This window comes from Paenibacillus hebaui, from assembly GCF_051934385.1.
In the GTDB taxonomy this organism is placed as follows: Bacteria; Bacillota; Bacilli; order Paenibacillales; family Paenibacillaceae; genus Paenibacillus.
In genome coordinates, this window is record NZ_CP196836.1 from 6,343,318 (window position 1) to 6,368,855 (window position 25,538).

Below are 25,538 nucleotides of genomic sequence, written 5' to 3' on the forward strand. Positions count from 1 at the left end.
GTTGTTTCGATGTGAAGCTCTTAATTGGGGCTTGTGGGAAAGCCATTAAGAAAACACAACTTTTATATTACATGATAGGAGCTTAAATCGCAAGTGTTAATTAAGCATTTCACTTCACAAATTTAATCTTTTTTGTATTCGAGGTCCCAGAGCATTAAACCACTGCTAACTGAGGTAGGTCCAGCAGCAGAACGATTGCGTGCAGCAATCATATTCGGTACATCGGAGGCTTTCCGTTTGCCCTCTCCGATTTCCAGCAGCGTACCCACAATAATACGGACCATATGCTGCAAAAAGCCGTTACCACTCACATAGATGTGAATGATACCCTGATCACGTGGATGGTCTCTGCACATTGAACGGTCCACTTCTAACCATGCTTCGTACACCGAACGTACATGATTGTCTTTCTGAGACTTGCGTGAAGCAAAGGAGGTGAAATCATACGTACCTATAAAATGACGTACCCCCTCCTGCATTGCCGCAATGTCCAGCTTGGCGTGATGATGATATTGCAGTCTTCTGTTGAATACATCCGGAAATTGATTCGCATTGACCGTGTATCGATACGTTTTCTTTTTCGCAGCATAGCGAGAATGAAAATCGGTCGGTACTTCAACCGCATCAATAACGATAATATCGGAAGGTAATCTAGAGTTGAGTGCAATACACCAACGTTCAATCGGGATTTGGGATTCCGTAGGAAAATTAAAGATCTGTCTACGAGCATGAACGCCCGCATCCGTCCTGCCTGAACCCGTAATTTTAACTTTCTCACCGGTTAAAGCATGAATAGCATCTTCAAGATGATCCTGAATGGTGTTCCCTCCCGGCTGTACCTGAAAGCCGTAATAGGCAGTGCCATCATAAGTTAACGTCATACACAAGTTGCGCATCATAACCACACCTTTGTTCCATACTATACATGTACCTATCCCGAACAGCAAAAGAAGCCCCTTACGGAGCTTCTATTACAGCACGAATTCCGAAATGAAGAGAAAAAAAGGGTTAATCCAGAATCATCGATCCTGTCCCCTTTCCTCATCTCATCCGATTTACGCGCGGTCAACCAGTTCCAAGTAAACCATAGGCGCAGCGTCACCACGACGAGGTCCCAGTTTAAGGATACGAGTGTATCCACCTGGACGCTCAGCGTAACGGCCGGACAATTCACTAAACAGTTTTTGGATTGCATCTTGCTCACCATCGATTGTTTCGCGGCGAACATAAGCTGCCACTTGACGACGGGCATGAAGATCTCCCTTTTTCGCTTTAGTGATCAGTTTTTCAGCAATAGAACGAACCTCTTTTGCTTTCGCTTCAGTTGTCTGAATACGTTCGTATAAGAACAGGTCGGTAACCAGGTCACGGAACAAAGCTTTACGTGCGCTGGAATTACGGCCCAACTTTTGGTATGCCATTATTTTCCCTCCTTCACTCAAGCACTCGGCTGTCTATTCTTCTGTTCGTAGTCCCAATCCAAGTTCCTCAAGCTTCTCTTGAACTTCTTCCAAAGACTTGCGTCCGAGGTTACGGACTTTCATCATGTCTTCTTCCGTTTTCGTAGTCAGCTCTTGCACAGTATTAATACCGGCACGTTTGAGGCAATTGTAGGAACGAACAGAGAGATCCAGCTCTTCGATCGTCATTTCGAGTACTTTTTCTTTTTTGTCTTCTTCTTTTTCGACCATAATCTCTGCATCTTTCGCTTCGTCTGTAAGACCCACGAAGAGCATCAGATGCTCGGTCAAAATTTTAGCGCCAAGACTTACGGCTTCTTCCGGCCGAATACTTCCATCAGTCCAAACTTCCAACGTGAGCTTGTCATAGTTGGTCACTTGACCGACACGCGTATTTTCCACGGCATAATTGACGCGACTAATCGGGGTAAAGATCGAATCGACTGGGATGACACCGATCGGCTGGTCATCGCGTTTATTCCGATCTGCCTGGACGTATCCGCGACCGCGATTGGCAAAAATACGCATGTGAAGTCTCGAACCTGGTCCGAGCGTAGCAATGTGCAGATCCGGGTTAAGGATTTCCACATCGGAATCAGCACGGATATCTCCAGCCGTGATTGCTCCTTCGCCTTCAGCATCAATCTCGAGAACTTTCTCCTCATCCGAATGAATTTTAAGCGACAAAGCTTTCAGGTTAAGAATAATCTCCGTTACATCTTCCATTACTCCAGGAACTGTAGCAAATTCATGCAGAACGCCATCGATTTGAACCGAAGACACTGCCGCACCCGGCAGTGAAGAGAGCAAGATTCGGCGAAGCGAGTTTCCAAGCGTCGTACCGTATCCGCGCTCTAGCGGTTCTACTACGAATTTCCCATAGGTGCCATCATCGTTGACGTCTACCGTCTCAATTTTCGGCTTTTCGATTTCAATCACTGCAATACCCCTCCTTCAAAACGTCGGTCCTCTATGAAACATTTACCTTCTCTTGCGAAAACATGTAGTAGTATGCCTAAACAACCATTATTAGCAGATTGTGCCGGAAATATACCACACGCAGGGGCAAATCTCATTAGACACGACGACGTTTTGGAGGACGACATCCGTTATGCGGGACTGGAGTTACGTCTTTGATCAGGTTAACTTCAAGACCAGCGGCTTGCAAAGAGCGAATCGCTGCTTCACGGCCTGCGCCTGGTCCTTTAACCATAACCTCAACGGCTTTCATCCCATGTTCCATTGCAGCTTTGGCAGCAGTCTCAGCAGCCATTTGTGCAGCAAACGGAGTCGATTTACGGGAGCCTCTGAATCCGAGGCCGCCTGAGCTTGCCCACGAAATTGCATTTCCGTGAGGGTCCGTAATGGTAACGATAGTGTTATTGAACGTGGAGCGGATATGTGCCACGCCAGATTCAATATTTTTACGGTCACGACGTTTAGTACGTACGACTTTTTTCGGTTTAGCCATTTTCTCTTATCCCCCCTTATTATTTCTTCTTGTTCGCTACAGTACGACGAGGACCTTTACGAGTACGAGCATTCGTTTTCGTACGTTGTCCACGAACAGGCAGACCACGACGATGACGAACTCCACGGTAACAACCGATCTCCGTCAAACGCTTAATATTCAAAGAGATTTCACGACGCAGGTCACCTTCAACTTTGACCTCTTTGTCGATACTTTCACGCAATTTGCTGACTTCATCTTCCGTCAAATCGCGAACACGAGTGTCACGATTGATGCCTGTTGTGCTCAGAATTTTCTGGGAAGTCGTTTTACCGATTCCGAAAATATAAGTCAAGGCGATCTCAACGCGCTTATCACGTGGCAAATCCACACCAGCTATACGTGCCATTTTACGCTACACCCCCTTCTTTAACCTTGTTTTTGTTTGTGTTTCGGATTTTCACAGATAACCATAACATTCCCTTTGCGGCGAATGACTTTGCACTTTTCGCAAATCGGCTTGACCGAAGGTCTTACCTTCATGTGAATTACCTCCTCAAAGTTTTGCTGAGCAAAACCCTCTTCGTAAGCATTGACCTTGTTTTACCATTGTAAAACCGGCTTCGAAGCTTTCGCAAGTTTTGCCGGGCAAAACCCGCTACATAAGCTTCACAGTTCATTGCAACTGTCTACTACTATTTACGGTAAGTTATACGACCTTTTGTCAAATCATAAGGTGATAACTGAACAACCACTTTGTCTCCAGTCAGGATACGGATAAAGTGCATCCGCAACTTTCCGGAAACGTGAGCGAGAATTTGATGACCGTTCTCAAGCTCAACCTTGAACGTTGCATTCGGTAGCGGTTCAAGAACCGTACCTTCCACTTCAATGACATCTTCCTTGGCCATTAGTTAGTCTCCTTTCTCTTCAGCTTGAATGTTGGTGGATTCCAGAAACGAATGAACCGCATAGCGGAGCTTTCCGTTTGTCACCCGACCACTCTCGTTTAAACTGTTTACGACCTCGCTGCTAATCACCGGCTGGAGTTCCAGATGAAGAAGATTCTTCTTCTTCGGTTGATCAAACTTACGTTTGTCTCCATCCGCAATATATACGAACTTATTGTCCGCTATAGCAACAATTACTGCGGCTTGGTCCGCATTGCGGCCTTTACGGATCTTCACAAGTTGACCGAGCTGCGGATTAGACTGATTGTTCATGCCTTATCACCTACGCATTCAGTTTTGTGAAAATTTCCATGCCATCTGGTGTAACTGCTACGGTGTGTTCAAAGTGTGCACATAACGATCCATCGACAGTAACGACAGTCCAGTTATCCTCCAACGTCTTCACATACCGTCTGCCTGCGTTAACCATCGGCTCTATGGCCAGCACCATGCCCGCTTTGAGCCGTGGCCCCCGTTCGGGAAGACCATAGTTCGGAATCTGTGGTTCTTCATGTAGATCGGCGCCTATACCGTGACCGACATATTCACGTACTACCGAAAAACCAGCATCTTCAATATACTTCTGAATCGCATGAGATATTGTAAACAAGCGAACGTCCGGTTTCACCAGCGCCAGACCTGCGTATAACGAAGCCTCAGTAACGTCCAGAAGACGACGGGCTTCTTCGGAAATAAGGCCGACTGGATAAGTCCAAGCAGAATCTCCGTGATACCCCTGGTACTGCGCGCCAATGTCAAACGTAACAATATCGCCCTCGTTCAACTTGCGTTTGCCGGGAAATCCATGTACCAACTCTTCATTCACTGAAGCGCACACACTGGCAGGAAAACCGTTATAACCTTTGAAAGACGGCACAGCTCCTTGACTGCGGATATACTGATCAGCCATATGGTCAAGTTCTCCAGTCGTAATACCGGGAGCGATATGCTCTGCCAAGAGACGATGCGTTTCTGCAACAATTCTCCCTGCTTCCCTCATCAAGCCCAGTTCCGTTTCTGACTTACCAATGATCATCAATTAACCTCGCAGTAAGGACACGATTTGTTGAGAAACTTGATCGATATCCTGCTCTCCGTCCATTTGACGAAGAAGCCCTTTATTCTCATAAAACGTGAGGAGTGGTGCTGTTTTGTTGATATATTCGTCCAGTCGTGTTCCTACGCTCTCTTCATTATCATCAGAACGTTGATACAACTCACCGCCGCATTTATCACAAGTACCTTCCTGCTTAGGCGGATTAAACACGACATGATATGTGGCTCCACAGTTCTTACAAATCCGACGACCCGTCAGACGGGCAAGAAGTTTGTTGCGGTCCACTTTCAGGTTGATTACATGATCGAGACCTGAGTTCAGTCGATCCAGAATGCCATCGAGCGCTTCTGCTTGAGACAGGGTTCTTGGAAAACCGTCCAAGAGGAATCCTTCTCTACAGTCAGGCTGCTGCAAACGTTCTTCAACGATGCCGATGGTTACATCATCTGGTACGAGCAATCCTTGATCCATATATTCCTTGGCTTTCAGGCCAATGGGAGTTCCCTGCTTAATCGCCAGGCGAAATGCATCACCTGTTGAAATGTGGGGAATACCGAACTCTTTCACGATGACGTCTGCTTGCGTTCCTTTTCCTGCCCCCGGAGGGCCCATGAATAGGATGTTCACGTTATGTCACTCCCTCCAAGACTACCCTACATCAACAAACAGCACAATAGGTGCCGGCAAGTAAATCTTAACTTGACCGGTACCTATTGCCTATTTATTGATAAAACCTTTGTAGTGGCGTTTGATCAATTGGCTTTCGATTTGCTTCATCGTATCCAGCGCAACACCGATAACGATCAGGAGAGAAGTTCCCCCAATTTGCGCGGATTGAGGCAAACCAGAAAGTGCCCCTAAGAATACAGGCAGAACGGAAATGACAGCCAAGAATGTGGCTCCGGCCATTGTCAAACGAGTCATGACACGGGTCAGATATTTCTCGGTTGCTTTACCCGGGCGAATGCCTGGGATGTAACCGCCGTTCTTTTTCATATTATCAGCCATCTGCTGTGGATTCATCTGTACGAAAGTATAGAAGAATGTGAAACCGAAGATCATCACGACATACAATAACATACCCAGAGGTTTGTGTGTAGTCAGATTCTGTCCGATCCACTGTGCCCATAAACGATCAGCCCAGAAGTTGGCGATGATGGATGGGAACATCAACAGCGATGAAGCAAAGATGACAGGAATAACACCTGCTGCATTAATTTTCAGCGGAATATGTGTATTCTGTCCACCGTACATTTTGTTACCTACGACACGTTTAGCGTACTGTACCGGAATTTTCCGAATCGCCTGCTGAATGTATATGACACCTATGATAATCAACACAATAACAATTGCGACGATTACCCCTTTAAGAATGTTCATAAACAGTTGATCAGGTTGAATGAAGTCGGATTCGATCGTTGTTTTGATGATATTAGGCACCGTGGATAGGATACCCGCAAAGATCAAAATCGAAATCCCGTTTCCTATGCCCTTCTCGGTGATCTGCTCACCAAGCCACATCAGGAATGAAGTACCGGCCGTAAGTACAATCGCAATCAAGATATAATCTGCAAATGTTGCATTAGGCACCATTTCTGTATTGTACAAGCGGTTGAATCCGATCGACGTACCAAACGCTTGAATCAATGCCAGACCTACCGTTAAATAACGAGTCAGTTGTGCAGATTTCTTTTTACCTTGTTCACCCTGCTTTGCCCACTCCGCTAATTTTGGAATAACGTCCATGGAAAGCAACTGTACTATGATAGACGCAGTGATGTAAGGTACGATCCCGAGCGCAAAAATCGAGAACTGGAAGAGTGCTCCACCCGAGAACGTATTGAGAAGTCCAAAAACTTCTTTACCCGCAGAATTTGTCGCTTCGAAAACCTCTTTATTAACTCCAGGCACTGGAACGAAGGATCCGATGCGGTAAATGATCAGTACAAAAAGGGTAAATAATACCCTTTTGCGCAGATCTTCAACCCGCCAGATATTCTTTAGGGTCTTGAACATTAAATCACCTCGGTTGTACCGCCGGCAGCTTCAATTTTCTCAACCGCAGATTGAGAAAACTTATTAGCTTTAACAGTCAGCTTCACAGTAACATCACCGTTACCCAGAATTTTGATTCCAGATTTAGCGTTTTTAACTACGCCGTTCGTCATCAAGAATTCTGGAGTTACTTCAGTACCCTCAGCAAAACTGTTCAAGTCTTCAGTATTCACAACTGCGTATTCTTTGCGAGTTGGGTTTACGAAACCGCGTTTTGGCAAGCGACGATACAATGGATTTTGTCCACCTTCGAAGCCTGGACGAACACCACCGCCGGAACGAGAATTTTGTCCTTTGTGACCGCGACCTGATGTTTTACCAGTACCACTACTTGGACCGCGACCAAGACGTTTACGTTCTTTGCGGGATCCAGGAGATGGTGAAAGCTCATGTAACTTCATCGTTCGTTGCACCTCCTTAAAGATTTGTGGGATTAACCCGTTCTTATGCTTCTACTTCTTTAACAGCGACCAAGTGGCTTACTTTGTTAATCATACCACGGATGGCAGGATTGTCGTTTTGAACCACTTTACTGTTGACTTTGCGCAAGCCCAATGTTTTCACAGTTGTTCTTTGCGTCTCCGGACGTCCGATCAAGCTACGGACGAGGGTAATTTCTAATTTAGCCATGAGATTCCCTCCTTAACCCAGAAGCTCTTCGACGGATTTGCCGCGCAGTTTTGCCACGTCTTCAGCACGCTTCAAACGGGACAAACCTTCCAAAGTCGCATTGACCATGTTCATGGAATTCGAAGAACCCAGAGATTTTGTCAAAATGTCACCTACACCAGCAAGTTCGAGAACCGCACGTACAGGACCACCAGCGATAACACCAGTACCTTCAGATGCTGGTTTCAACAGAACGCGTCCTGCGCCGAACTTACCTGTTACCAAGTGAGGAATCGAAGTTCCTACGAGTGGAACGTGTACAAGGTTTTTCTTAGCGTCTTCAATACCTTTGCGAATTGCATCAGGTACTTCGCCCGCTTTACCGATACCAGCTCCAACCCAGCCGTTGCCGTCGCCGACTACAACCAGTGCGCTAAAGCTGAAACGGCGTCCGCCTTTTACTACTTTAGCTACGCGATTAATATTTACAACTCTTTCAGTCAGTTCCAAAGTATTCGGATCTACACGCAAGTCGTTAACCTCCTTTTTAAAAATATCTTAAAACTCAAGTCCTGCTTCACGAGCCGCTTCAGCCAATGCTGCGATACGACCATGATACAGATATCCGCTACGGTCAAATACGATGTTGGAAACGCCTTTGTCTTTCGCACGTTTAGCAACAAGTTCGCCAACTTTACGAGCAGATTCAACAGATGCGCCGTTTTTGATATCGCCGCTCAATTCTTTGTCTACAGTAGACGCGGAAGCGATCGTTACACCAGCAACATCATCGATGATTTGAGCATACATATGTTTACCAGAACGGAATACATTCAAACGAGGACGTACTGCCGTTCCTTCGATTTTCTTACGAACACGCAGGTGTCTTTTCAGACGAGCCTTGTTTTTATCTGTTTTCGTAATCATCTCTGGGATTCACTCCTTTCAGTTTACCTCGCTGGCTTCAAACCGGAAGCCACGGGGTATATTAGAAACACAAGAAGCAAGCAAGCCGAAAACCGCGCAAAGGCGGTAAGAAAAAACTTATTTCTTCTTACCGGCTTTACCTTCCTTACGGATGATACGCTCGCCTTCATATTTAATACCTTTACCTTTGTACGGCTCAGGTTCACGAACGGAACGGATTTTAGCAGCGTAAGCACCTACACGCTCTTTGTCAATTCCGTGAACGATGATTTTCGTATTTGTAGGAACTTCAAATTCGATTCCCGCTTCCGGTGTAATTTCAACCGGGTGAGAGTAGCCAACGTTCAGAACGATTTTATCTCCGGATTTGCTTGCACGATATCCGACCCCAACCAGCTCCAGAGATTTTTTGAATCCTTCAGTAACGCCACTCACCATATTGTTTACAACGCTGCGCGTTGTGCCGTGCAAAGAACGGTGAGTTTTGTTATCGGAAGGACGCACAACTGTGATTTCGTTGTTTTCAACTGTAACCTTCATGTCTTTATGAAGTTCACGACTCAAAGAACCTTTTGGTCCTTTTACCGTAATAACGGTGTTGTCCAGGGTGATGTCCACACCACTTGGTACTGTAATTGGTTTGCGACCAATACGAGACATATGTTGCACCTCCTATCTTGTGACGTTATATTACCAAACGTAGCAGACGACTTCTCCGCCGGATTTCGATTGACGAGCTTCTTTGTCCGTCATGATACCTTTGGATGTCGAGATAATAGCGATTCCCAGGCCACCAAGTACACGAGGTACTTCGTTGCTTTTCGTGTAAACACGAAGACCAGGTTTACTGATTCTTTTCAGACCAGTGATAACACGCTCGTTATTTTGACCGTATTTCAGAAAAACACGGATAATCCCTTGTTTGTTATCATCGATAACTTCAGCATCACGGATGAAACCTTCGCGCTTCAAAATATCGGCGATTTGTTTTTTCATTGTCGAAGCAGGCATTTCTACCGTTTCGTGACGAACTGTGTTCGCGTTACGAATACGAGTAAGCATATCTGCAATTGGATCAGACATAGTCATTGTGAGTTAACCTCCTTCCCGTTCAGGACTTTTTACCAGCTTGCTTTTTTCACGCCAGGAATCTGGCCTTTATAAGCTAATTCACGGAAGCAAATTCTGCAAACTTTGAACTTTTGCAGTACAGAATGTGGACGTCCGCAACGCTCACAGCGTGTGTATGCACGTACTTTAAACTTTGGTGTGCGTTGTTGTTTAACTTTCATCGAAGTCTTTGCCACTTTAGCCTGACACCTCCTAAATAATTTCGGAGAAAAGGGAGTCCTTCCAGACGCCCGGAAACGTTATGCCAACTTTATTTCACGAAAGGCATTCCCATTTGCGTGAGCAATTCACGGGACTCTTCGTCTGTTTTCGCCGTTGTTACAATAACAATATCCATACCGCGGACTTTATCTACTTTATCATACTCGATCTCTGGGAAGATCAATTGCTCTTTCAGACCCAGTGTGTAGTTACCACGTCCGTCGAAAGCTTTGCTCGATACACCGCGGAAGTCGCGGACACGAGGAAGCGTAACGTTGAGCAGTTTATCGAGGAAGAAGTACATGCGCTCTCCGCGCAATGTTACTTTCACACCGATAGGCATGTTCTCACGCAGTTTGAAACCTGCGATAGATTTTTTAGCACGAGTGATAACAGGCTTTTGACCTGCAATCAGTTGCAAATCGTTTACTGCAGAATCCAACACTTTTGAGTTTTGAACAGCATCGCCTACACCCATGTTGATAACGATTTTCTCGATTTTCGGCACTTGCATTACCGTTGTATAGTTAAACTTCTGCATCAATGCAGGAGCAATTTCGTTCAGGTAACGTTCTTTCATTCTTGCTGCCATGAATCATAGACCTCCTTTCTCATTCGGTTCAATTAGTCAATAATTTCTCCGGAACGTTTAGCAACGCGCACTTTCTTTCCGTTATCCAACACTTTGTAACCTACACGGGTTACTTTTCCGCTCTTTGGATCGATGTGCATAACGTTGGAAACGTGAATCGGAGCTTCCTTCTCGATAATGCCTCCTTGCGGATTTTGCTGGTTAGGCTTCTGGTGTTTTTTAATCATGTTAACACCTTCCACAAGGACGCGGTTCTCACGAGGATAAGCAGCGATGACACGGCCTTTTTTACCTTTGTCTTTACCGCTGATCACCATAACCGTATCTTCTTTTTTAACATGAAGTTTGTTGTTATGGGATTCCAGAACTTTTTTCACTCTTGGCATTTCGTACACCTCCTGTTTCTAACATCACGAGATTAAGCTTTAGATAACTTCTGGGGCCAAGGAAACGATTTTCATGAAATCTTTCTCGCGGAGTTCACGAGCAACAGGTCCGAAAATACGTGTTCCACGTGGGCTTCTGTCGTCTTTTACAACAACCGCTGCATTTTCATCAAAACCGATGTAGGAACCGTCTTTACGACGTACAGAACGTTTCGTACGAACAACAACCGCTCTAACTACATCACCTTTTTTGACAACGCCGCCTGGTGTTGCTTGTTTTACAGAACAAACGATCAGATCACCGATTTGAGCTGTACGACGTCCCGTACCGCCGAGTACGCGGATACACATCAGTTCCTTCGCACCGGAGTTGTCAGCCACAGTCAAACGTGTAAATGGTTGAATCATTTAGTATTCCTCCTTTCAGCAATGCTGCTGATGCATTAGATGATAACCGCTTTTTCTACGATTTCAGTAAGTCTCCAGCGTTTATCTTTCGAAAGCGGACGAGTTTCCATGATTTTCACCGTGTCACCGATTTTCGCAGTGTTTTCTTCGTCATGCGCTTTGAATTTTTTAGTAACCTTAATACGTTTATGGTACAAGTTGTGTTTTTTGTAAGTCTCTACAGCAACAACGATTGTTTTATCCATTTTATCACTAACCACTTTACCGGTTTGCACTTTACGTGCGTTACGTTCTACGCTCATTGTTAGCCTCCTTCCTGATTACGGACGGATTGTACATCCGATCCCTAATTAACTGATTCCCAGTTCTCTTTCACGGATAATGGTTTTAGCACGAGCTATTTCTTTCCGCACATCACGGATTCGAGTCGGGTTATCCAGCTGACCGGTAGCGAGTTGAAAGCGGAGGTTAAAGAGTTCTTCTTTAAATCCGGCAATCTTTTGCTCGATTTCAGCAGAGGTTAGGTTGCGAAATTCACTAGCTTTCATTTGCTTCACCACCCAATTCTTCACGTTTCACAAACTTCGTTTTGATTGGCAGTTTGTGAGCGGCAAGACGCATTGCTTCGCGTGCAACATCCTCCGGTACACCAGCAAGTTCAAACATGATCTTACCTGGTTTCACAACTGCAACCCATTTTTCTACGTTACCTTTACCGCTACCCATCCGAACCTCGAGAGGCTTTTGAGTGATTGGTTTGTCAGGGAAAATCTTGATCCAGACTTTACCACCACGTTTGATGTAACGAGTCATCGCAATACGAGCCGCTTCGATTTGACGGTTCGTAATCCAAGAAGGTTCAGTAGCTTGCAAACCGTACTCGCCAAAGTTCAGCGTAGTTCCGCCTTTAGCTTGACCCTTCATATGTCCACGTTGTTGCTTACGGTGTTTTACACGTTTTGGTACCAACATGATTAGTTGCCTCCTTCCTTAGCAGCTTGTTTCTTAGCCGTAGGAAGAACCTCTCCACGATAGATCCATACTTTCACGCCGATACGGCCGTAAGTAGTATGAGCCTCTGCTGTACCGTAGTCGATGTCGGCACGAAGCGTGTGCAGTGGAACAGTTCCTTCGCTGTAGCCTTCCGAACGTGCAATCTCAGCTCCGCCAAGACGTCCGCCCACTTGAGTTTTAATACCTTTTGCACCAGAGCGCATTGTTCTTTGAATAGCTTGTTTCAGAGCACGACGGAAAGAAACACGACGTTCCAATTGTTGTGCAATGCTTTCTGCTACCAGGATCGCGTCCAGGTCTTGATTCTTAATTTCAGAAATGTTGATGTGTACTTTTTTACCGCCTGCGATTTTCGTAATTTGATTACGCAGATTTTCAACTTCCGAACCACCCTTACCGATAACCATACCTGGTTTGGCAGTGTGAATCGTTACGTTTACGCGGTTAGCCGCTCTCTCGATTTCAACACGAGACATAGCGGAGTCTTTCAATTTATTTTTCAGGAATTCACGAATTCTCACGTCTTCCATCAAAAGCTCACCGAAGTCTTTACCTGCATACCACTTAGATTCCCAGTCACGGATAATTCCGATACGGAGTCCGACTGGATTTACCTTTTGGCCCACACATTTCCCCTCCTTCTACTTCTCAGATACCACCAAAGTGATGTGGCTAGTACGTTTGTTAATACGACTTGCACGTCCCATTGCACGAGGGCGGAAACGTTTCATTGTCGGTCCTTGGTTCACGTAAGCTTGCGAGATAACCAAGTTATTAACATCCAAAGAATAGTTATGTTCCGCATTCGCAATAGCGGAGTTAAGCAACTTCTCAACAATCGGAGAAGCGGATTTCGGAGTGTGACGGAGAATCGCTACCGCCTCACCTACTTGCTTGCCGCGAATTAAGTCAACAACGAGTTGAACTTTACGAGGAGCAATCCGGATAAACTTAGCATGTGCTTTTGCTTCCATTGTGTAACCTCCTCTCAAACATTAAAGATGTTCATTTATCTTCTTGTTTTCTTATCATCATCAGTATGGCCTTTGTACGTACGGGTTGGAGCGAACTCACCCAGTTTGTGTCCGACCATGTCCTCAGTTACATATACCGGCACGTGTTTACGACCATCGTAAACGCCAAATGTATGTCCGATGAATTGTGGGAAAATTGTAGAACGACGGGACCAGGTTTTGATTACGTTCTTCTTACCTGAAGCTTCCATCTCTTCTACCTTTTTGAGCATGTAGCCATCAATGAATGGCCCTTTTTTCAAACTGCGACCCATGTGGAGATCCTCCCTTCAAACGTAGCTATTATGCATCCGCAGATGCCTCACGAAGTTATGCACACTGTGTATTACTTCGTGCGGCGGCGAATGATGTATTTATCAGAAGCTTTATTTTTCTTACGCGTTTTGAAACCAAGAGTAGGTTTACCCCATGGTGACATTGGCGATTTACGTCCAATTGGAGCACGACCTTCACCACCACCGTGTGGGTGATCGTTAGGGTTCATTACTACACCACGAACCTCAGGACGTTTGCCCAACCAACGGCTACGGCCGGCTTTACCAATTTTGATAAGCTCGTGATCTCCGTTACCAACAGATCCGATTGTTGCGCGGCAAACTTTCAAAATACGACGAACTTCTCCGGAAGAGAGACGAACGGAAACGTATTTATCTTCTTTACCAAGCAATTGAGCTTCTGTACCAGCAGCACGAACCAATTGTCCGCCTTTACCAGGTTTCAACTCAATGTTGTGGATAACAGTACCTACTGGAATGTTCTCAAGTGGCATTGCGTTACCAATTTTGATGTCAGATCCAGGTCCAGAGAACACTTGATCTCCAACTTTCAAACCTTTAGGAGCGATGATGTAACGTTTCTCACCATCAGCATAATGGATCAGGGCGATGTTCGATGTACGGTTCGGGTCATACTCGATCGTAGCAACGCGGCCCGGTATTCCATCTTTAGTACGTTTGAAGTCGATAATACGATATTTACGCTTATGTCCACCACCGTGGTGACGAACCGTAATTTTACCTTGGTTGTTGCGGCCTGCTTGCTTGCTCAGTGGGGCCAACAACGATTTCTCCGGCTGATTTGTGGTGATTTCCTCAAATGTAGAAACGGACATATTCCGTCTTGCCGGGGATGTTGGTTTATACTTTTTGATTGGCACTGGGTTTCCCTCCTTACTTCAACAATTTCAATTATACAGTTTCAAAGAACTCAAGCGTTTTGCTGTCTTGTGTCAGCGTTACAAACGCTTTTTTCCATTCGCTAGTATATCCGGAATAACGTCCGTACCGTTTAGGTTTAGCTGGAACACGCAGAGTGTTCACGTTTTTCACTTTTACATTGAAAATAGCTTCTACGGCTTTTTTGATCTCGGTTTTGTTTGCACGGATATCGACTTCAAATACATATTTCAAGTCGTTCATCATGTCAGCAGTACGTTCCGTAATAATCGGACGTTTTACAATATCACGAGGATCTTTCATTACGCGAGCACCTCCTCTACCATCTGAACTGCTTCTTTCGTAATGATCAGTTTGTCGTGCGAAAGCACGTCAAGAACATTAATGCCGTCAGCTGCTACGAATTTCACGCCCGGAATATTCCGTGCAGAAAGAGCTACATTATCATCATAGCTAGGTGCTACGATCAGAGCTTTGCGTCCCACTTTGAGGTTATTCAAGATGGCTGCAAATTCTTTAGTTTTAGGCGTGCTCAATGAGAGAGCATCCAAAACGATAATGTCATTGTCAAGCACTTTGGATGAAAGGGCAGATTTGATCGCCAAGCGGCGAACTTTCTTAGGCAGTTTGTACGCATAGCTCCGTGGTGTTGGACCAAATACGATACCGCCGCCTTTCCATTGTGGTGAACGAATTGAACCTTGACGAGCGCGACCTGTACCTTTTTGTTTCCAAGGCTTACGTCCACCGCCACGTACTTCAGAACGTCCTTTTACTTTGTGGGTACCTTGACGAAGGGAAGCTCGTTGCATAAGAACTGCATCGTACAGAACGTGTTGGTTCGGCTCAATTCCGAAAACCGCATCGTTCAATTCAACTTCGCCTACTTGGCTACCATCTACATTGTAAACTGATACTTTTGGCATTTTGTGTTCCTCCTTTCTTCAGTGGTTATTTTTTCACCGTTTCTTTAACTTTAATGAGACTGTTTTTCGGTCCAGGAATGGAACCTTTCACGAGCAACACGTTACGCTCAGCGTCTACTTTAACTACTTCAAGACGTTGGATTGTAACAGTATCATGTCCCATGTGTCCTGGCAGGCGTTTGCCTTTAGGAACGCGGTTAGCTTGGATCGAACCCATTGAACCGGGGCCACGGTGGTAACGCGAACCGTGTGACATAGGTCCAGTGCTTTGTCCCCAACGTTTGATAACGCCGGCAAAACCTTTACCTTTAGAAATACCCGTCACGTCAACGAATTCGCCTTCTGCGAAAATGTCAGCTTTCAGTTCTTGGCCAACTTCATAATCAGCGATGTTGATACCGCGAACTTCACGAACGTAGCGCTTAGGGGCAGTGTTCGCTTTTTTAGCGTGACCTGCTTCTGGCTTGTTAGCATTTTTCTCTTTCTTATCGGAGTAACCGATTTGAACCGCTTCGTAGCCATCATTCTCAATATCTTTCTTTTGCAAAACAACACAAGGTCCTGCTTCGATAACCGTTACTGGAACTACGTTACCTTCAGGTGTAAATACTTGAGTCATTCCGAGTTTTTTTCCTAAGATTGCTTTCATGTTGACACCTCTTTTCCTTTATACATGGTCTTTGTTTGTAGCTTTGTATTACAATTTAATTTCGATATCTACACCGGACGGCAGATCCAAGCGCATCAAGGCATCCACAGTTTGTGGAGTCGGGTTAACGATGTCGATCAAACGCTTATGAGTGCGTTGTTCGAATTGCTCCCGGGAATCCTTGTACTTGTGCACCGCACGAAGAATAGTAATGATTTGTTTTTCAGTTGGAAGCGGAATCGGACCGGATACACCAGCACCCGAACGTTTTGCAGTTTCAACAATTTTCTCCGCGGATTGATCAAGAATTCTGTGGTCGTAAGCTTTCAAACGAATACGAATTTTTTGCTTTGCCATTTTAGTCCCTCCTTCTATCGCCCAATTTTTATCGGACATACTCCGTGAAAATTTTCTAGCCACTGTCCCATGGCAAAGGGGCCGGGTGTGCCAGTAACCTCTCACATCATCGCAACGTCACAGAACAACATTCATTATTATATAGAAAAGATGGGCGTATTGCAAGCATATTTAAGAAAAACATTTAAACTTATCTTTTCATTTGAAATGACTTTGTTTAATGCAATGTTTCTGATCTATGCAAGCTGCCTTAACCAATCTCTCTGTACAAGCTAGAATGCTCTTCAATCCTTATGACGCAGGTTCCGAATCATATACATAATAAAAGAGTTCTTTATCCGATGTCGGATAAAGAACTCTTCCGAAGTTTCGTTACAATACAATGTTACTCGTTCCAGTACACTGTTTCATATGCTTATTCAGCGTTAAGCTAAATTATTTTTGAATGCTTGCTACGGAACCGGCACCTACTGTACGTCCACCTTCACGAATGGAGAACTTAGTTCCTTCTTCAATCGCGATTGGGGAGATCAAGGAAACAGTAACAGTGATGTTATCACCAGGCATTACCATTTCAGTACCTTCAGGCAAGTTGATGATGCCTGTTACGTCAGTTGTACGGAAGTAGAACTGTGGACGGTAACCAGTGAAGAATGGTTTGTGACGTCCGCCCTCTTCTTTAGTCAGAACGTAGATTTGAGCTGTGAATTCTGTGTGAGGCTTAACAGAACCCGGTTTAGCCAAAACTTGACCACGCTCGATGTTGTTACGGTCAACACCACGAAGAAGTGCTCCGATGTTGTCACCAGCTTGAGCGGAATCCAGCAATTTACGGAACATCTCAACGCCTGTTACAACAGATTTCTTAGTTTCTTCAGTGATACCAACGATTTCGATCTCTTCGCCCACTTTAACAGTACCACGCTCTACACGGCCAGTAGCAACAGTACCACGACCAGTGATGGAGAATACGTCCTCGACAGGCATCAAGAAAGGCTTGTCAGTTTGACGCTCAGGCAATGGGATGTAAGTATCGATCTCTTTGAACATATCAACGATTTTTTGAGCCCACTCACCATCAGGGTTTTGCAGAGCTTCACGAGCGGATCCACGAGTGATTGGAGTATCGTCACCTGGGAACTCATATTCGTTAAGAAGGTCGCGAACTTCCATCTCAACCAATTCCAACAACTCTTCGTCTTCAACCATGTCACATTTGTTCAAGAATACAACAATGTAAGGTACGCCTACTTGACGAGAAAGCAAGATATGCTCACGAGTTTGTGGCATTGGACCGTCAGCTGCGGATACTACCAGAATTGCTCCGTCCATTTGAGCCGCGCCAGTGATCATGTTTTTAACATAGTCGGCGTGACCTGGGCAGTCAACGTGAGCGTAGTGACGAGTGTCAGTTTCGTACTCAACGTGTGATGTGGAGATTGTGATACCGCGCTCGCGCTCTTCTGGAGCTTTATCGATTTGATCGAATGCGATTGCTGCACCACCGTAAGTTTTGGACAATACAGTTGTGATTGCAGCAGTCAGAGTTGTTTTACCATGGTCGACGTGACCGATAGTACCAATGTTAACGTGTGGTTTATTACGTTCGTATTTAGCCTTTGCCATTTGAACGTGGCCTCCTTAAAATATTAAATTTATGTTTGCACCAGACGAAGTGCGAAGAATACAAGATTCTTATGCACATTCATCCAGTGTAAGAAAACTACTCGGTGCCTTTTGTTTTAGCAACGATTTCTTCAGCGATGCTCTTAGGAACTTCTTCATAATGAGAAAGCTCCATGGAGAATACGCCGCGTCCTTGAGTACCGGAACGAAGAGTTGTAGAGTATCCGAACATTTCAGACAAAGGTACCTTAGCACGAATGATTTGAGCTCCACTACGGGAATCCATACCTTCAATGCGGCCACGACGGGAGTTCAGCATACCCATTACGTCACCCATGTACTCTTCTGGAACGGTTACTTCTACTTTCATGATTGGCTCAAGCAGAACTGGCTTACATTTGTCTTTCGCTGCTTTCAGCGCCATAGATCCGGCAATTTTAAATGCCATTTCGTTGGAATCGACATCATGATAAGATCCGTCTACGATTGTAGCCTTAACGTCTACAAGCGGGAAGCCTGCAATAACGCCGTTTTTCATTTGCTCTTCAATCCCTGCAAGTGCTGGTTGAATGTATTCTCTTGGAACAGAACCACCGACAACTTTACTTTCGAACTGGCTGCCTGTACCCGGCTCTAGAGGTTCGAACTCAACCCATACGTGACCGTATTGACCACGACCACCGGATTGACGAACGAATTTACCTTCAACACGTGCTGGTGCACGGAACGTTTCGCGGTAAGCTACTTGTGGTTTACCCACAGTAGTTTCAACCTTGAACTCACGACGCATACGGTCGATGATGATATCAAGGTGAAGCTCTCCCATACCTGCCAAGATTGTTTGACCTGTTTCTTCATCAGTATGAGCGCGAAGAGTAGGATCCTCTTCTGTCAACTTACCGAGAGCAACACCCAATTTATCTTGGTCAGCTTTGGTTTTAGGTTCAACGGCGATTTCGATAACCGGATCAGGGAAGTTCATCGACTCCAAGATTACCGGATTTTTCTCATCACACAGTGTATCACCTGTGCCCGTATCTTTCAAACCTACGGCAGCAGCAATGTCACCGGAGTAAACTTCAGTGATCTCTTGACGACTGTTCGCATGCATTTGAAGGATACGACCGATACGCTCACGTTTGTTTTTAGTTGCATTCAATACGTAAGAACCGGATTGAAGAACACCGGAGTACACACGGAAGAATGTCAATTTACCAACGTAAGGGTCAGTCATGATTTTGAATGCCAATGCGGAGAATGGCTCTTCATCAGAAGACAAACGAATGGCTTCTGTTCCATCTTCAAGATGTCCAGTAATAGAAGCAACATCTGTTGGAGCTGGCAAGTAATCGATAACAGCATCCAACATCAGTTGAACACCTTTGTTACGATACGAGGAACCACAGATAACCGGGAAGATTTTAACATCAACAACACCTTGACGGAGGACGGTTTTGATCTCATCAACAGTGATCTCTTCGCCTTCCAGGTATTTCATTGTCAATTCTTCATCAAGTTCTGCAACACGCTCGATCAATTCGTTACGAAGTTCTTCGACTTGATCTGCGAATTCTGCAGGAATGTCAATCACTTCGATATCTTGTCCCAGGTCATCTTTGTACATATGAGCCTTTTGTGCAACGATATCAATGATACCTTTGAAATCATTTTCAGCACCGATTGGAAGCTGGATCGCAACTGCGTTCGCTTGAAGGCGATCACGCATGTCAGAAACAACGTTCAGGAAGTCAGCGCCGATGATATCCATTTTATTTACGTAAGCGATACGAGGTACGCTGTACTTGTCAGCCTGTCTCCATACGGTTTCGGACTGAGGCTCAACGCCTTCTTTCGCACTGAATACACCAACTGCTCCGTCCAATACACGAAGGGAACGTTCAACTTCAACAGTGAAGTCAACGTGTCCCGGGGTATCAATAATATTAACGCGGTGGCCTTTCCAAGCAGCGGTAGTCGCAGCGGAAGTAATCGTAATTCCGCGCTCCTGTTCCTGTTCCATCCAGTCCATTGTTGCAGCACCTTCGTGTACTTCACCGATTTTGTGCGTACGGCCTGTGTAGAACAGGATCCGCTCAGTTGTCGTGGTTTTACCCGCATCAATATGAGCCATGATCCCGATATTACGTGTATTTTTTAAGGAGAACTCTCTAGCCATGAAATGGGTCTCCCTTCAAAATTGAAGTTATTATTGTGAACTGAATCCTACCAACGGTAGTGAGCAAACGCTTTGTTCGCTTCAGCCATTTTGTGCGTGTCTTCACGTTTCTTAACAGAAGCGCCTGTGTTGTTGGAAGCGTCGATGATTTCAGCCGCCAAACGCTCTTCCATCGTTTTCTCACCGCGGTTGCGGGAGTAGTTCACGAGCCAACGTAAACCCAAAGCAGTACGTCTCTCTGGTTTCACCTCGATTGGTACTTGGTAGTTGGCACCGCCGACACGGCGAGCTTTAACTTCCAGGACTGGCATGATGTTCTTGATTGCTGCCTCAAATACTTCCATCGGGTCATTACCCGTACGTTCTTGAATCAACTTGAACGCATTATACAGAATGCTTTGAGCAACACCGCGTTTTCCGCCGATCATGATGCGGTTGATTAAACGAGTAACCAACTTGCTATTGTATAACGGATCAGGCAACACGTCTCTTTTCGTAACTGGACCTTTGCGTGGCATGGATATCCCCCTTTCTTTCTTCATGAGCCCATCCTACAGCTTCCGGGATTAACCCAGAAGATATTCAGGACTACTATTTATAATGTTTTAGGCTTTTTTAGCTTTTGGACGTTTAGCACCGTATTTCGAACGAGCTTGCATACGGTTGTTAACACCTGCAGTATCAAGAGCTCCACGAACGATGTGATAACGAACCCCTGCAAGGTCTTTAACTTTACCTCCGCGGATCAAAACAACACTGTGCTCTTGAAGGTTATGTCCGATACCCGGGATATAAGCAGTTACCTCGAGACGGTTCGTCAAACGAACACGGGCATACTTACGAAGTGCAGAGTTTGGTTTACGTGGAGTCATTGTACCTACACGAGTGCAGACACCACGTTTTTGTGGGGCACTGATGTTAGTGGATTCACGCTTCAAAGCATTGAATCCTTTTTGCAAAGCTGGTGATTTGGACTTGTCAACTTTAGCTTGACGTCCTTTACGTACCAGTTGGTTAATAGTTGGCATGTGATTGCCACCCCCTTCCTCAATTGTTCATGTTTCTTTATAAACCTCTTTACGCTAAGTCCACAGACCCAGGCGGTTCATAAAAAGACAAATGAAAAGTTTTTGCCTTGGAGAATCCCTAAAAGTTCTCGGACAAAAACGTTCCTTACCCTATCATTTGACGACAGCAGCCATTGCTGCTCCCACTCCAATCCCGCAAGCTTTGCCGAGATTTTTCATTGTGTCCACTTTCGTGTACTTCACATTGTGTTGTTCACACATGGCAATGATTTTGGAAGTAAGCTGCGGATCGCTATCTTCGGCCACATAGACCTCAGCAGCCATTCCTGACTGGACCATCCGCATGGTCTGTTTGGTACCTATTTTGACATGAGCATCTTGCAGACCTTTTTCATTAGACATTGTTCATTCCTCCGAATAGGACCATGTACAATCAGCTGCCCACGCACCTTTGATATATTAGCATCTAGCGCAAGCATTGTCAATGCTAATCGTGAAACATTTATTTAAAGTTTTGCCGTACCGGGAAACGTCCTTCTGTACTAAACAGTCGTCCGCCTCCCGACGTACAAAACCTAGTTTCACCCTTTGAAGAGGCTGAAACTCATTAATCTACAGAAACTGGCTCAAGTTCTTCTACAGGAGATTGGCCATCTTCTGGCTCAGCAAATTTAATGCTGCGGTAACGATGCATACCCGTACCAGCAGGAATCAATTTACCGATAATTACATTCTCTTTCAGACCGAGCAACTGATCGACTTTACCTTTGATCGCTGCATCTGTCAGTACACGAGTAGTTTCTTGGAACGAAGCCGCCGAGAGGAAGGAGTCTGTTTCCAGGGATGCTTTGGTAATACCGAGCAGGATTGGTTTTGCAACCGCTGGCTCTTTATCACTAAGAATCGCTATTTTGTTAGCTCTTTCGTACTCATGCGTATCCACGAACGATCCTGGCAGCAGTGTTGTATCTCCTGCATCGACGATGCGGATTTTACGCAACATTTGACGGATCATAACTTCAACGTGTTTGTCATTGATTTCTACGCCCTGGTTACGGTATACGCGTTGTACTTCCTGCAAAATGTAGTTTTGTACGCCACGTACGCCTTTAATGCGCAGCATTTCTTTTGGATCGATAGAACCGTCTGTCAACTCGTCGCCCGCTTCAATTTCCATGCCTTCGCTTACGCGTACACGGGAACCGTAGGTAACAGAGTAAACTTTAGATTCTGCTTCACCTTGAATTTCGATTTCACGACGATCTTTCGCCTCGCGAATCTCTTTAACAACACCATCAATCTCACTGATCGTTGCTTGACCCTTAGGATTACGAGCCTCAAACAACTCCTGAATACGCGGCAAACCTTGCGTAATATCGTCTCCGGCTACACCACCGGTATGGAACGTACGCATTGTAAGCTGTGTTCCTGGCTCACCAATGGATTGTGCTGCAATAATACCAACTGCTTCACCAATCTCCACGTGTTTACCTGTCGCTAGGTTGCGACCATAACACTTCTTGCAGACACCATGACTTGCACGGCAACTAAGTACGGAGCGGATTTGCAATTTGGTTATTCCCGCTTTGATGATCGCCTCTGCTTTATCGGAGTCAATCAATTCATTGCGACCTGCAATGATTTCTTTCGTTTCCGGATGACGAACTGTCTCGAAGCAGTATCTGCCTTCAATACGGTCGTAGAGATCCTCAATAACCTCTTTACCATCCTGAATACGACTTACCGTAAAGCCTTTATCTGTACCACAATCATCATCACGCACGATTACGTCTTGGGCTACGTCTACGAGACGACGAGTCAGGTAACCTGAATCGGCTGTACGCAGGGCCGTATCCGCCAAACCTTTACGTGCTCCGTGAGTCGAGATGAAGTACTCGAGTACCGTCAGACCTTCACGGAAGTTCGATTTGATTGGGAGTTCAATGATTCGACCCGATGGGTTGGCCATCAGACCACGCATACCACCCAATTGGGTAATTTGCGATTTGTTACCCCGTGCTTTGGAGTCTACCATCATCATGATCGAGTTGTAACGATCCATGGACTTCATCAGAATCTCAGTGATGTCATCTTTGGATTTCGACCAGATATCAATGATACGGTCATAGCGCTCTTCATTCGTAATCAGACCACGACGGTACTGATTCGTAACGATTTGTGCTTTTTCCTCAGACTGTCTAAGAATTTCAAACTTCTCAGGCGGAACGATAACATCTGATACCGCAACCGTAATACCGGCACGAGTAGAGTATGTGAATCCGAGTTGTTTGATTTTATCCAAAATAACGGCTGTTTCCGTTGTGTGATAAATCTCAAAACAACGTGCGATGATAGAACCGAGATATTCTTTGCCGACGCCACCAGCCAGAGGAGCGTTCATGATTGCTTCTCTAAGGTCAGCACCCTTCTCATAAACAAATGAATGCTCTGCAGTACCTTGGTACAGGTTCGCACGAGTTGCATCGTTAATGTAAGGGAAGCTTGCCGGGAAGATTTCGTTAAAGATGATTTTGCCGATCGTAGTCAGCAACATTGCATCTTGTTGTTTCTCGGTAAAGATTGTTTTGCCAAGTGCTCTAACCGGGATGGCAACACGCGCATGCAATCCTGCAGTACCACGTTGATACGCAGAAACTGCTTCGTTAACTGTACGCAAGATCATACCTGTTCCCTTTTCTTCTTTGTTGTCCATGGTCAGGTAGTAAGAACCAAGCACCATATCCTGGGAAGGGGTAACAACCGGTTTACCGTCTTTCGGGTTCAAAATGTTGCCTGATGCAAGCATCAGGATACGTGCTTCCGCTTGAGCTTCAGCGGACAATGGAACGTGCACGGCCATTTGGTCACCGTCAAAGTCGGCATTGTAAGCCGTACATACGAGCGGGTGAAGACGAATCGCTTTACCTTCAACGAGGATCGGTTCAAATGCTTGAATACCGAGACGGTGAAGCGTAGGGGCACGGTTCAGAAGAACCGGGTGTTCCTTGATGACTTCTTCAAGAACATCCCATACTTCAGGACTTACACGCTCAACTTTACGTTTAGCGCTCTTGATGTTGTGGGCAAGCCCTTTATTTACAAGCTCTTTCATAACGAAAGGCTTGAACAATTCAAGTGCCATATCTTTTGGCAGACCACACTGATACATTTTCAGGTAAGGTCCAACAACGATAACGGAACGACCAGAATAGTCAACCCGTTTACCGAGCAAGTTCTGACGGAAACGTCCTTGTTTACCTTTCAGCATGTGGCTGAGAGATTTCAATGGGCGGTTACCCGGACCTGTTACAGGGCGTCCACGACGACCGTTGTCGATCAAGGCGTCAACCGCTTCCTGCAGCATCCGTTTTTCATTTTGCACGATAATATCTGGCGCGCCCAAGTCAAGCAAACGTTTCAGACGGTTGTTCCGGTTAATTACACGGCGATACAGATCATTCAAGTCAGAAGTTGCAAAACGTCCACCATCCAGCTGTACCATAGGACGAAGTTCCGGCGGGATAACAGGAAGTACATCCATGATCATCCACTCCGGTTTGTTACCAGAGTTGCGGAATGCTTCAATTACTTCCAGACGTTTGATCGCACGGTTACGACGTTGTCCTTGTGCAGTCCGGAGCTCTTCTTTCAGGAACTCGAGCTCTTTGTCTATATCAAGGTCTTGAAGCAATTTCTTAACTGCTTCGGCACCCATGCCAGCATGGAAACCATAGCCGTATTTTTCACGATAGCTGCGGTATTCTTTCTCGGACAACAGCTGTTTTTTCTCCAGGGGAGTTTCTCCCGGATCAGTTACTACATATGATGCAAAATAAATAATCTCCTCGAGAGATCTTGGAGACATATCCAGAGCAAGACCCATACGGCTCGGAATACCTTTGAAGTACCAGATATGCGATACCGGAGCAGCAAGCTCGATATGGCCCATCCGTTCGCGGCGTACTTTCGCACGTGTGACTTCAACGCCACAGCGATCACAGACAACGCCTTTATAACGGACGCGTTTGTATTTACCGCAGTGACATTCCCAGTCTTTTGTAGGGCCAAAAATCTTTTCGCAGAACAGCCCTTCTTTTTCCGGTTTCAACGTACGATAGTTGATCGTTTCCGGTTTTTTCACTTCTCCGCGGGACCAAGAACGAATTTTTTCTGGGGAAGCAAGCCCGATCTTCATGTATTCGAAATTGTTGACGTCCAACAAGGAGCAACCCTCCTTAACCAAGTCCTGTATTCTAGGTTACGCCCTCTCCGGCCGAAGCCGGAGCAAGACGCGAGCCTGATGAAAAGCGCCGGTCATCATGCGCCC

The 25,538-nt window shown here is 45.5% G+C and carries 38 protein-coding genes; all 38 read right to left on the minus strand.

Annotated elements, in window-relative coordinates; genetic code table 11:
- Positions 1–122: 122 nt before the first annotated feature.
- Positions 123–896: a tRNA pseudouridine(38-40) synthase TruA gene (gene truA / locus ACR32F_RS28595; protein ID WP_440120046.1), complete on the minus strand. Its 774-nt coding sequence runs from the start codon at positions 894–896 to the stop codon at positions 123–125.
- Between the two features lie 159 nt (positions 897–1,055).
- Positions 1,056–1,421, minus strand: coding sequence for a 50S ribosomal protein L17 (rplQ, locus tag ACR32F_RS28600; RefSeq protein ID WP_017692102.1), 366 nt, complete (start codon positions 1,419–1,421; stop codon positions 1,056–1,058).
- Positions 1,422–1,454: 33 nt separating this feature from the next.
- The gene (locus ACR32F_RS28605; RefSeq protein ID WP_024633566.1) at positions 1,455–2,399 is read right to left on the minus strand and encodes a DNA-directed RNA polymerase subunit alpha; all 945 of its coding nucleotides are present in this window, start codon (positions 2,397–2,399) and stop codon (positions 1,455–1,457) included.
- A gap of 136 nt (positions 2,400–2,535) precedes the next feature.
- Entirely contained in the window at positions 2,536–2,931 is a 396-nt protein-coding gene (rpsK, locus tag ACR32F_RS28610) for a 30S ribosomal protein S11 (protein WP_017692100.1), read from the minus strand.
- Positions 2,932–2,950: 19 nt separating this feature from the next.
- Entirely contained in the window at positions 2,951–3,319 is a 369-nt protein-coding gene (gene rpsM, locus ACR32F_RS28615; RefSeq protein WP_053779200.1) for a 30S ribosomal protein S13, read from the minus strand.
- A gap of 20 nt (positions 3,320–3,339) precedes the next feature.
- Complete coding sequence (rpmJ, locus tag ACR32F_RS28620; RefSeq protein WP_003333770.1) at positions 3,340–3,453, minus strand: 50S ribosomal protein L36; 114 nt, start codon at positions 3,451–3,453, stop codon at positions 3,340–3,342.
- Positions 3,454–3,605: 152 nt separating this feature from the next.
- A complete protein-coding gene (gene infA, locus ACR32F_RS28625) occupies positions 3,606–3,821 on the minus strand; it encodes a translation initiation factor IF-1 (protein WP_017692098.1) in 216 nt (71 codons plus the stop codon).
- Positions 3,822–3,824: 3 nt separating this feature from the next.
- Positions 3,825–4,133, minus strand: coding sequence for a hypothetical protein (locus ACR32F_RS28630; RefSeq protein ID WP_440113141.1), 309 nt, complete (start codon positions 4,131–4,133; stop codon positions 3,825–3,827).
- Positions 4,134–4,143: 10 nt separating this feature from the next.
- The gene (gene map / locus ACR32F_RS28635) at positions 4,144–4,896 is read right to left on the minus strand and encodes a type I methionyl aminopeptidase (RefSeq protein ID WP_440113144.1); all 753 of its coding nucleotides are present in this window, start codon (positions 4,894–4,896) and stop codon (positions 4,144–4,146) included.
- Positions 4,897–4,899: 3 nt separating this feature from the next.
- Positions 4,900–5,544, minus strand: a complete 645-nt coding sequence (locus ACR32F_RS28640) for an adenylate kinase (protein WP_440113147.1) — start codon at positions 5,542–5,544, stop codon at positions 4,900–4,902.
- A gap of 90 nt (positions 5,545–5,634) precedes the next feature.
- Complete coding sequence (gene secY, locus ACR32F_RS28645) at positions 5,635–6,933, minus strand: preprotein translocase subunit SecY (RefSeq protein WP_440113150.1); 1,299 nt, start codon at positions 6,931–6,933, stop codon at positions 5,635–5,637.
- Complete coding sequence (gene rplO, locus ACR32F_RS28650) at positions 6,933–7,373, minus strand: 50S ribosomal protein L15 (RefSeq protein WP_440113153.1); 441 nt, start codon at positions 7,371–7,373, stop codon at positions 6,933–6,935. The genes secY and rplO overlap by 1 nt, the downstream gene beginning before the upstream one ends.
- Before the next feature lie 43 nt (positions 7,374–7,416).
- Positions 7,417–7,602, minus strand: coding sequence for a 50S ribosomal protein L30 (gene rpmD, locus ACR32F_RS28655; protein WP_440113156.1), 186 nt, complete (start codon positions 7,600–7,602; stop codon positions 7,417–7,419).
- A 12-nt stretch (positions 7,603–7,614) separates the two neighbouring features.
- Positions 7,615–8,112 (minus strand): 30S ribosomal protein S5, encoded by a 498-nt coding sequence (rpsE, locus tag ACR32F_RS28660; protein WP_017692091.1) that lies wholly within the window; start codon positions 8,110–8,112, stop codon positions 7,615–7,617.
- Between the two features lie 27 nt (positions 8,113–8,139).
- Complete coding sequence (gene rplR, locus ACR32F_RS28665; RefSeq protein WP_440113159.1) at positions 8,140–8,508, minus strand: 50S ribosomal protein L18; 369 nt, start codon at positions 8,506–8,508, stop codon at positions 8,140–8,142.
- A 117-nt stretch (positions 8,509–8,625) separates the two neighbouring features.
- Positions 8,626–9,168, minus strand: a complete 543-nt coding sequence (gene rplF, locus ACR32F_RS28670) for a 50S ribosomal protein L6 (protein WP_440113162.1) — start codon at positions 9,166–9,168, stop codon at positions 8,626–8,628.
- Between the two features lie 30 nt (positions 9,169–9,198).
- Entirely contained in the window at positions 9,199–9,597 is a 399-nt protein-coding gene (gene rpsH / locus ACR32F_RS28675) for a 30S ribosomal protein S8 (RefSeq protein WP_017692088.1), read from the minus strand.
- Between the two features lie 32 nt (positions 9,598–9,629).
- Positions 9,630–9,815 carry a type Z 30S ribosomal protein S14 gene (locus tag ACR32F_RS28680; RefSeq protein WP_006037933.1) on the minus strand — a complete coding sequence of 62 codons (186 nt, stop codon included), beginning with the start codon at positions 9,813–9,815 and terminating at the stop codon, positions 9,630–9,632.
- A 74-nt stretch (positions 9,816–9,889) separates the two neighbouring features.
- A complete protein-coding gene (gene rplE, locus ACR32F_RS28685) occupies positions 9,890–10,432 on the minus strand; it encodes a 50S ribosomal protein L5 (protein ID WP_440113166.1) in 543 nt (180 codons plus the stop codon).
- Positions 10,433–10,464: 32 nt separating this feature from the next.
- Positions 10,465–10,818, minus strand: a complete 354-nt coding sequence (gene rplX / locus ACR32F_RS28690) for a 50S ribosomal protein L24 (RefSeq protein ID WP_024633578.1) — start codon at positions 10,816–10,818, stop codon at positions 10,465–10,467.
- A 39-nt stretch (positions 10,819–10,857) separates the two neighbouring features.
- Positions 10,858–11,226 (minus strand): 50S ribosomal protein L14, encoded by a 369-nt coding sequence (gene rplN / locus ACR32F_RS28695; protein ID WP_024633579.1) that lies wholly within the window; start codon positions 11,224–11,226, stop codon positions 10,858–10,860.
- 35 nt (positions 11,227–11,261) lie between these two features.
- A complete protein-coding gene (gene rpsQ / locus ACR32F_RS28700) occupies positions 11,262–11,528 on the minus strand; it encodes a 30S ribosomal protein S17 (RefSeq protein WP_105406971.1) in 267 nt (88 codons plus the stop codon).
- A gap of 48 nt (positions 11,529–11,576) precedes the next feature.
- The gene (gene rpmC / locus ACR32F_RS28705; protein ID WP_440113170.1) at positions 11,577–11,774 is read right to left on the minus strand and encodes a 50S ribosomal protein L29; all 198 of its coding nucleotides are present in this window, start codon (positions 11,772–11,774) and stop codon (positions 11,577–11,579) included.
- Positions 11,764–12,198: a 50S ribosomal protein L16 gene (gene rplP, locus ACR32F_RS28710; RefSeq protein ID WP_440113172.1), complete on the minus strand. Its 435-nt coding sequence runs from the start codon at positions 12,196–12,198 to the stop codon at positions 11,764–11,766. Before rplP ends, rpmC begins: the two co-directional genes overlap by 11 nt.
- Positions 12,199–12,200: 2 nt before the next feature.
- The gene (gene rpsC, locus ACR32F_RS28715) at positions 12,201–12,866 is read right to left on the minus strand and encodes a 30S ribosomal protein S3 (RefSeq protein ID WP_440113174.1); all 666 of its coding nucleotides are present in this window, start codon (positions 12,864–12,866) and stop codon (positions 12,201–12,203) included.
- 15 nt (positions 12,867–12,881) lie between these two features.
- Positions 12,882–13,214 carry a 50S ribosomal protein L22 gene (gene rplV, locus ACR32F_RS28720; RefSeq protein WP_024633583.1) on the minus strand — a complete coding sequence of 111 codons (333 nt, stop codon included), beginning with the start codon at positions 13,212–13,214 and terminating at the stop codon, positions 12,882–12,884.
- Between the two features lie 35 nt (positions 13,215–13,249).
- Positions 13,250–13,528 (minus strand): 30S ribosomal protein S19, encoded by a 279-nt coding sequence (gene rpsS / locus ACR32F_RS28725; protein WP_062836183.1) that lies wholly within the window; start codon positions 13,526–13,528, stop codon positions 13,250–13,252.
- A 71-nt stretch (positions 13,529–13,599) separates the two neighbouring features.
- Positions 13,600–14,430, minus strand: a complete 831-nt coding sequence (gene rplB / locus ACR32F_RS28730; protein ID WP_440113178.1) for a 50S ribosomal protein L2 — start codon at positions 14,428–14,430, stop codon at positions 13,600–13,602.
- A 31-nt stretch (positions 14,431–14,461) separates the two neighbouring features.
- Entirely contained in the window at positions 14,462–14,752 is a 291-nt protein-coding gene (gene rplW / locus ACR32F_RS28735) for a 50S ribosomal protein L23 (protein ID WP_024633586.1), read from the minus strand.
- Complete coding sequence (gene rplD / locus ACR32F_RS28740) at positions 14,752–15,375, minus strand: 50S ribosomal protein L4 (RefSeq protein ID WP_440113181.1); 624 nt, start codon at positions 15,373–15,375, stop codon at positions 14,752–14,754. The genes rplW and rplD overlap by 1 nt, the downstream gene beginning before the upstream one ends.
- A gap of 25 nt (positions 15,376–15,400) precedes the next feature.
- On the minus strand, positions 15,401–16,024 hold the full coding sequence (gene rplC / locus ACR32F_RS28745; RefSeq protein ID WP_440113184.1) for a 50S ribosomal protein L3: 624 nt from the start codon (positions 16,022–16,024) through the stop codon (positions 15,401–15,403).
- 48 nt (positions 16,025–16,072) lie between these two features.
- Positions 16,073–16,381 carry a 30S ribosomal protein S10 gene (gene rpsJ, locus ACR32F_RS28750; RefSeq protein ID WP_017692074.1) on the minus strand — a complete coding sequence of 103 codons (309 nt, stop codon included), beginning with the start codon at positions 16,379–16,381 and terminating at the stop codon, positions 16,073–16,075.
- A 435-nt stretch (positions 16,382–16,816) separates the two neighbouring features.
- Positions 16,817–18,007, minus strand: coding sequence for an elongation factor Tu (gene tuf / locus ACR32F_RS28755; protein WP_440113188.1), 1,191 nt, complete (start codon positions 18,005–18,007; stop codon positions 16,817–16,819).
- Between the two features lie 97 nt (positions 18,008–18,104).
- On the minus strand, positions 18,105–20,183 hold the full coding sequence (gene fusA / locus ACR32F_RS28760; RefSeq protein WP_440113191.1) for an elongation factor G: 2,079 nt from the start codon (positions 20,181–20,183) through the stop codon (positions 18,105–18,107).
- 47 nt (positions 20,184–20,230) lie between these two features.
- The gene (gene rpsG / locus ACR32F_RS28765; protein ID WP_017692071.1) at positions 20,231–20,701 is read right to left on the minus strand and encodes a 30S ribosomal protein S7; all 471 of its coding nucleotides are present in this window, start codon (positions 20,699–20,701) and stop codon (positions 20,231–20,233) included.
- A gap of 87 nt (positions 20,702–20,788) precedes the next feature.
- Complete coding sequence (rpsL, locus tag ACR32F_RS28770; RefSeq protein WP_056697677.1) at positions 20,789–21,211, minus strand: 30S ribosomal protein S12; 423 nt, start codon at positions 21,209–21,211, stop codon at positions 20,789–20,791.
- A 153-nt stretch (positions 21,212–21,364) separates the two neighbouring features.
- Positions 21,365–21,613, minus strand: coding sequence for a ribosomal L7Ae/L30e/S12e/Gadd45 family protein (locus tag ACR32F_RS28775; RefSeq protein ID WP_440113194.1), 249 nt, complete (start codon positions 21,611–21,613; stop codon positions 21,365–21,367).
- 205 nt (positions 21,614–21,818) lie between these two features.
- Positions 21,819–25,433, minus strand: a complete 3,615-nt coding sequence (rpoC, locus tag ACR32F_RS28780) for a DNA-directed RNA polymerase subunit beta' (protein ID WP_440113197.1) — start codon at positions 25,431–25,433, stop codon at positions 21,819–21,821.
- Between the last annotated feature and the right edge of the window lie 105 nt (positions 25,434–25,538).

Bases quoted from the DNA above. Each gene is read 5' to 3' on its own strand.
- rpsL (WP_056697677.1), bottom strand. From the start codon at position 21,211: ATGCCAACTATTAACCAACTGGTACGTAAAGGACGTCAAGCTAAAGTT.
- rplF (WP_440113162.1), bottom strand. From the start codon at position 9,168: ATGTCTCGTATTGGTCGCAAACCAATTACAGTACCAAGTGGTGTGGAC.
- rpsK (WP_017692100.1), bottom strand. From the start codon at position 2,931: ATGGCTAAACCGAAAAAAGTCGTACGTACTAAACGTCGTGACCGTAAA.
- rpsM (WP_053779200.1), bottom strand. From the start codon at position 3,319: ATGGCACGTATAGCTGGTGTGGATTTGCCACGTGATAAGCGCGTTGAG.
- map (WP_440113144.1), bottom strand. From the start codon at position 4,896: ATGATCATTGGTAAGTCAGAAACGGAACTGGGCTTGATGAGGGAAGCA.
- rplO (WP_440113153.1), bottom strand. From the start codon at position 7,373: ATGAAGTTACATGAGCTTTCACCATCTCCTGGATCCCGCAAAGAACGT.
- ACR32F_RS28630 (WP_440113141.1), bottom strand. From the start codon at position 4,133: ATGAACAATCAGTCTAATCCGCAGCTCGGTCAACTTGTGAAGATCCGT.
- rpsH (WP_017692088.1), bottom strand. From the start codon at position 9,597: ATGACTATGTCTGATCCAATTGCAGATATGCTTACTCGTATTCGTAAC.
- rpmC (WP_440113170.1), bottom strand. From the start codon at position 11,774: ATGAAAGCTAGTGAATTTCGCAACCTAACCTCTGCTGAAATCGAGCAA.
- rplE (WP_440113166.1), bottom strand. From the start codon at position 10,432: ATGGCAGCAAGAATGAAAGAACGTTACCTGAACGAAATTGCTCCTGCA.
- rplQ (WP_017692102.1), bottom strand. From the start codon at position 1,421: ATGGCATACCAAAAGTTGGGCCGTAATTCCAGCGCACGTAAAGCTTTG.
- secY (WP_440113150.1), bottom strand. From the start codon at position 6,933: ATGTTCAAGACCCTAAAGAATATCTGGCGGGTTGAAGATCTGCGCAAA.
- rplN (WP_024633579.1), bottom strand. From the start codon at position 11,226: ATGATTCAACCATTTACACGTTTGACTGTGGCTGACAACTCCGGTGCG.
- fusA (WP_440113191.1), bottom strand. From the start codon at position 20,183: ATGGCTAGAGAGTTCTCCTTAAAAAATACACGTAATATCGGGATCATG.
- rplR (WP_440113159.1), bottom strand. From the start codon at position 8,508: ATGATTACGAAAACAGATAAAAACAAGGCTCGTCTGAAAAGACACCTG.
- tuf (WP_440113188.1), bottom strand. From the start codon at position 18,007: ATGGCAAAGGCTAAATACGAACGTAATAAACCACACGTTAACATTGGT.
- infA (WP_017692098.1), bottom strand. From the start codon at position 3,821: ATGGCCAAGGAAGATGTCATTGAAGTGGAAGGTACGGTTCTTGAACCG.
- rpmJ (WP_003333770.1), bottom strand. From the start codon at position 3,453: ATGAAGGTAAGACCTTCGGTCAAGCCGATTTGCGAAAAGTGCAAAGTC.
- rpsS (WP_062836183.1), bottom strand. From the start codon at position 13,528: ATGGGTCGCAGTTTGAAAAAAGGGCCATTCATTGATGGCTACATGCTC.
- rplX (WP_024633578.1), bottom strand. From the start codon at position 10,818: ATGCCAAGAGTGAAAAAAGTTCTGGAATCCCATAACAACAAACTTCAT.
- rplD (WP_440113181.1), bottom strand. From the start codon at position 15,375: ATGCCAAAAGTATCAGTTTACAATGTAGATGGTAGCCAAGTAGGCGAA.
- rplW (WP_024633586.1), bottom strand. From the start codon at position 14,752: ATGAAAGATCCTCGTGATATTGTAAAACGTCCGATTATTACGGAACGT.
- rplP (WP_440113172.1), bottom strand. From the start codon at position 12,198: ATGTTGGTACCAAAACGTGTAAAACACCGTAAGCAACAACGTGGACAT.
- rpsG (WP_017692071.1), bottom strand. From the start codon at position 20,701: ATGCCACGCAAAGGTCCAGTTACGAAAAGAGACGTGTTGCCTGATCCG.
- rpsJ (WP_017692074.1), bottom strand. From the start codon at position 16,381: ATGGCAAAGCAAAAAATTCGTATTCGTTTGAAAGCTTACGACCACAGA.
- rpsQ (WP_105406971.1), bottom strand. From the start codon at position 11,528: ATGAGCGTAGAACGTAACGCACGTAAAGTGCAAACCGGTAAAGTGGTT.
- rplC (WP_440113184.1), bottom strand. From the start codon at position 16,024: ATGAAAGCAATCTTAGGAAAAAAACTCGGAATGACTCAAGTATTTACA.
- rpmD (WP_440113156.1), bottom strand. From the start codon at position 7,602: ATGGCTAAATTAGAAATTACCCTCGTCCGTAGCTTGATCGGACGTCCG.
- rplV (WP_024633583.1), bottom strand. From the start codon at position 13,214: ATGGAAGCAAAAGCACATGCTAAGTTTATCCGGATTGCTCCTCGTAAA.
- truA (WP_440120046.1), bottom strand. From the start codon at position 896: ATGCGCAACTTGTGTATGACGTTAACTTATGATGGCACTGCCTATTAC.
- ACR32F_RS28775 (WP_440113194.1), bottom strand. From the start codon at position 21,613: ATGTCTAATGAAAAAGGTCTGCAAGATGCTCATGTCAAAATAGGTACC.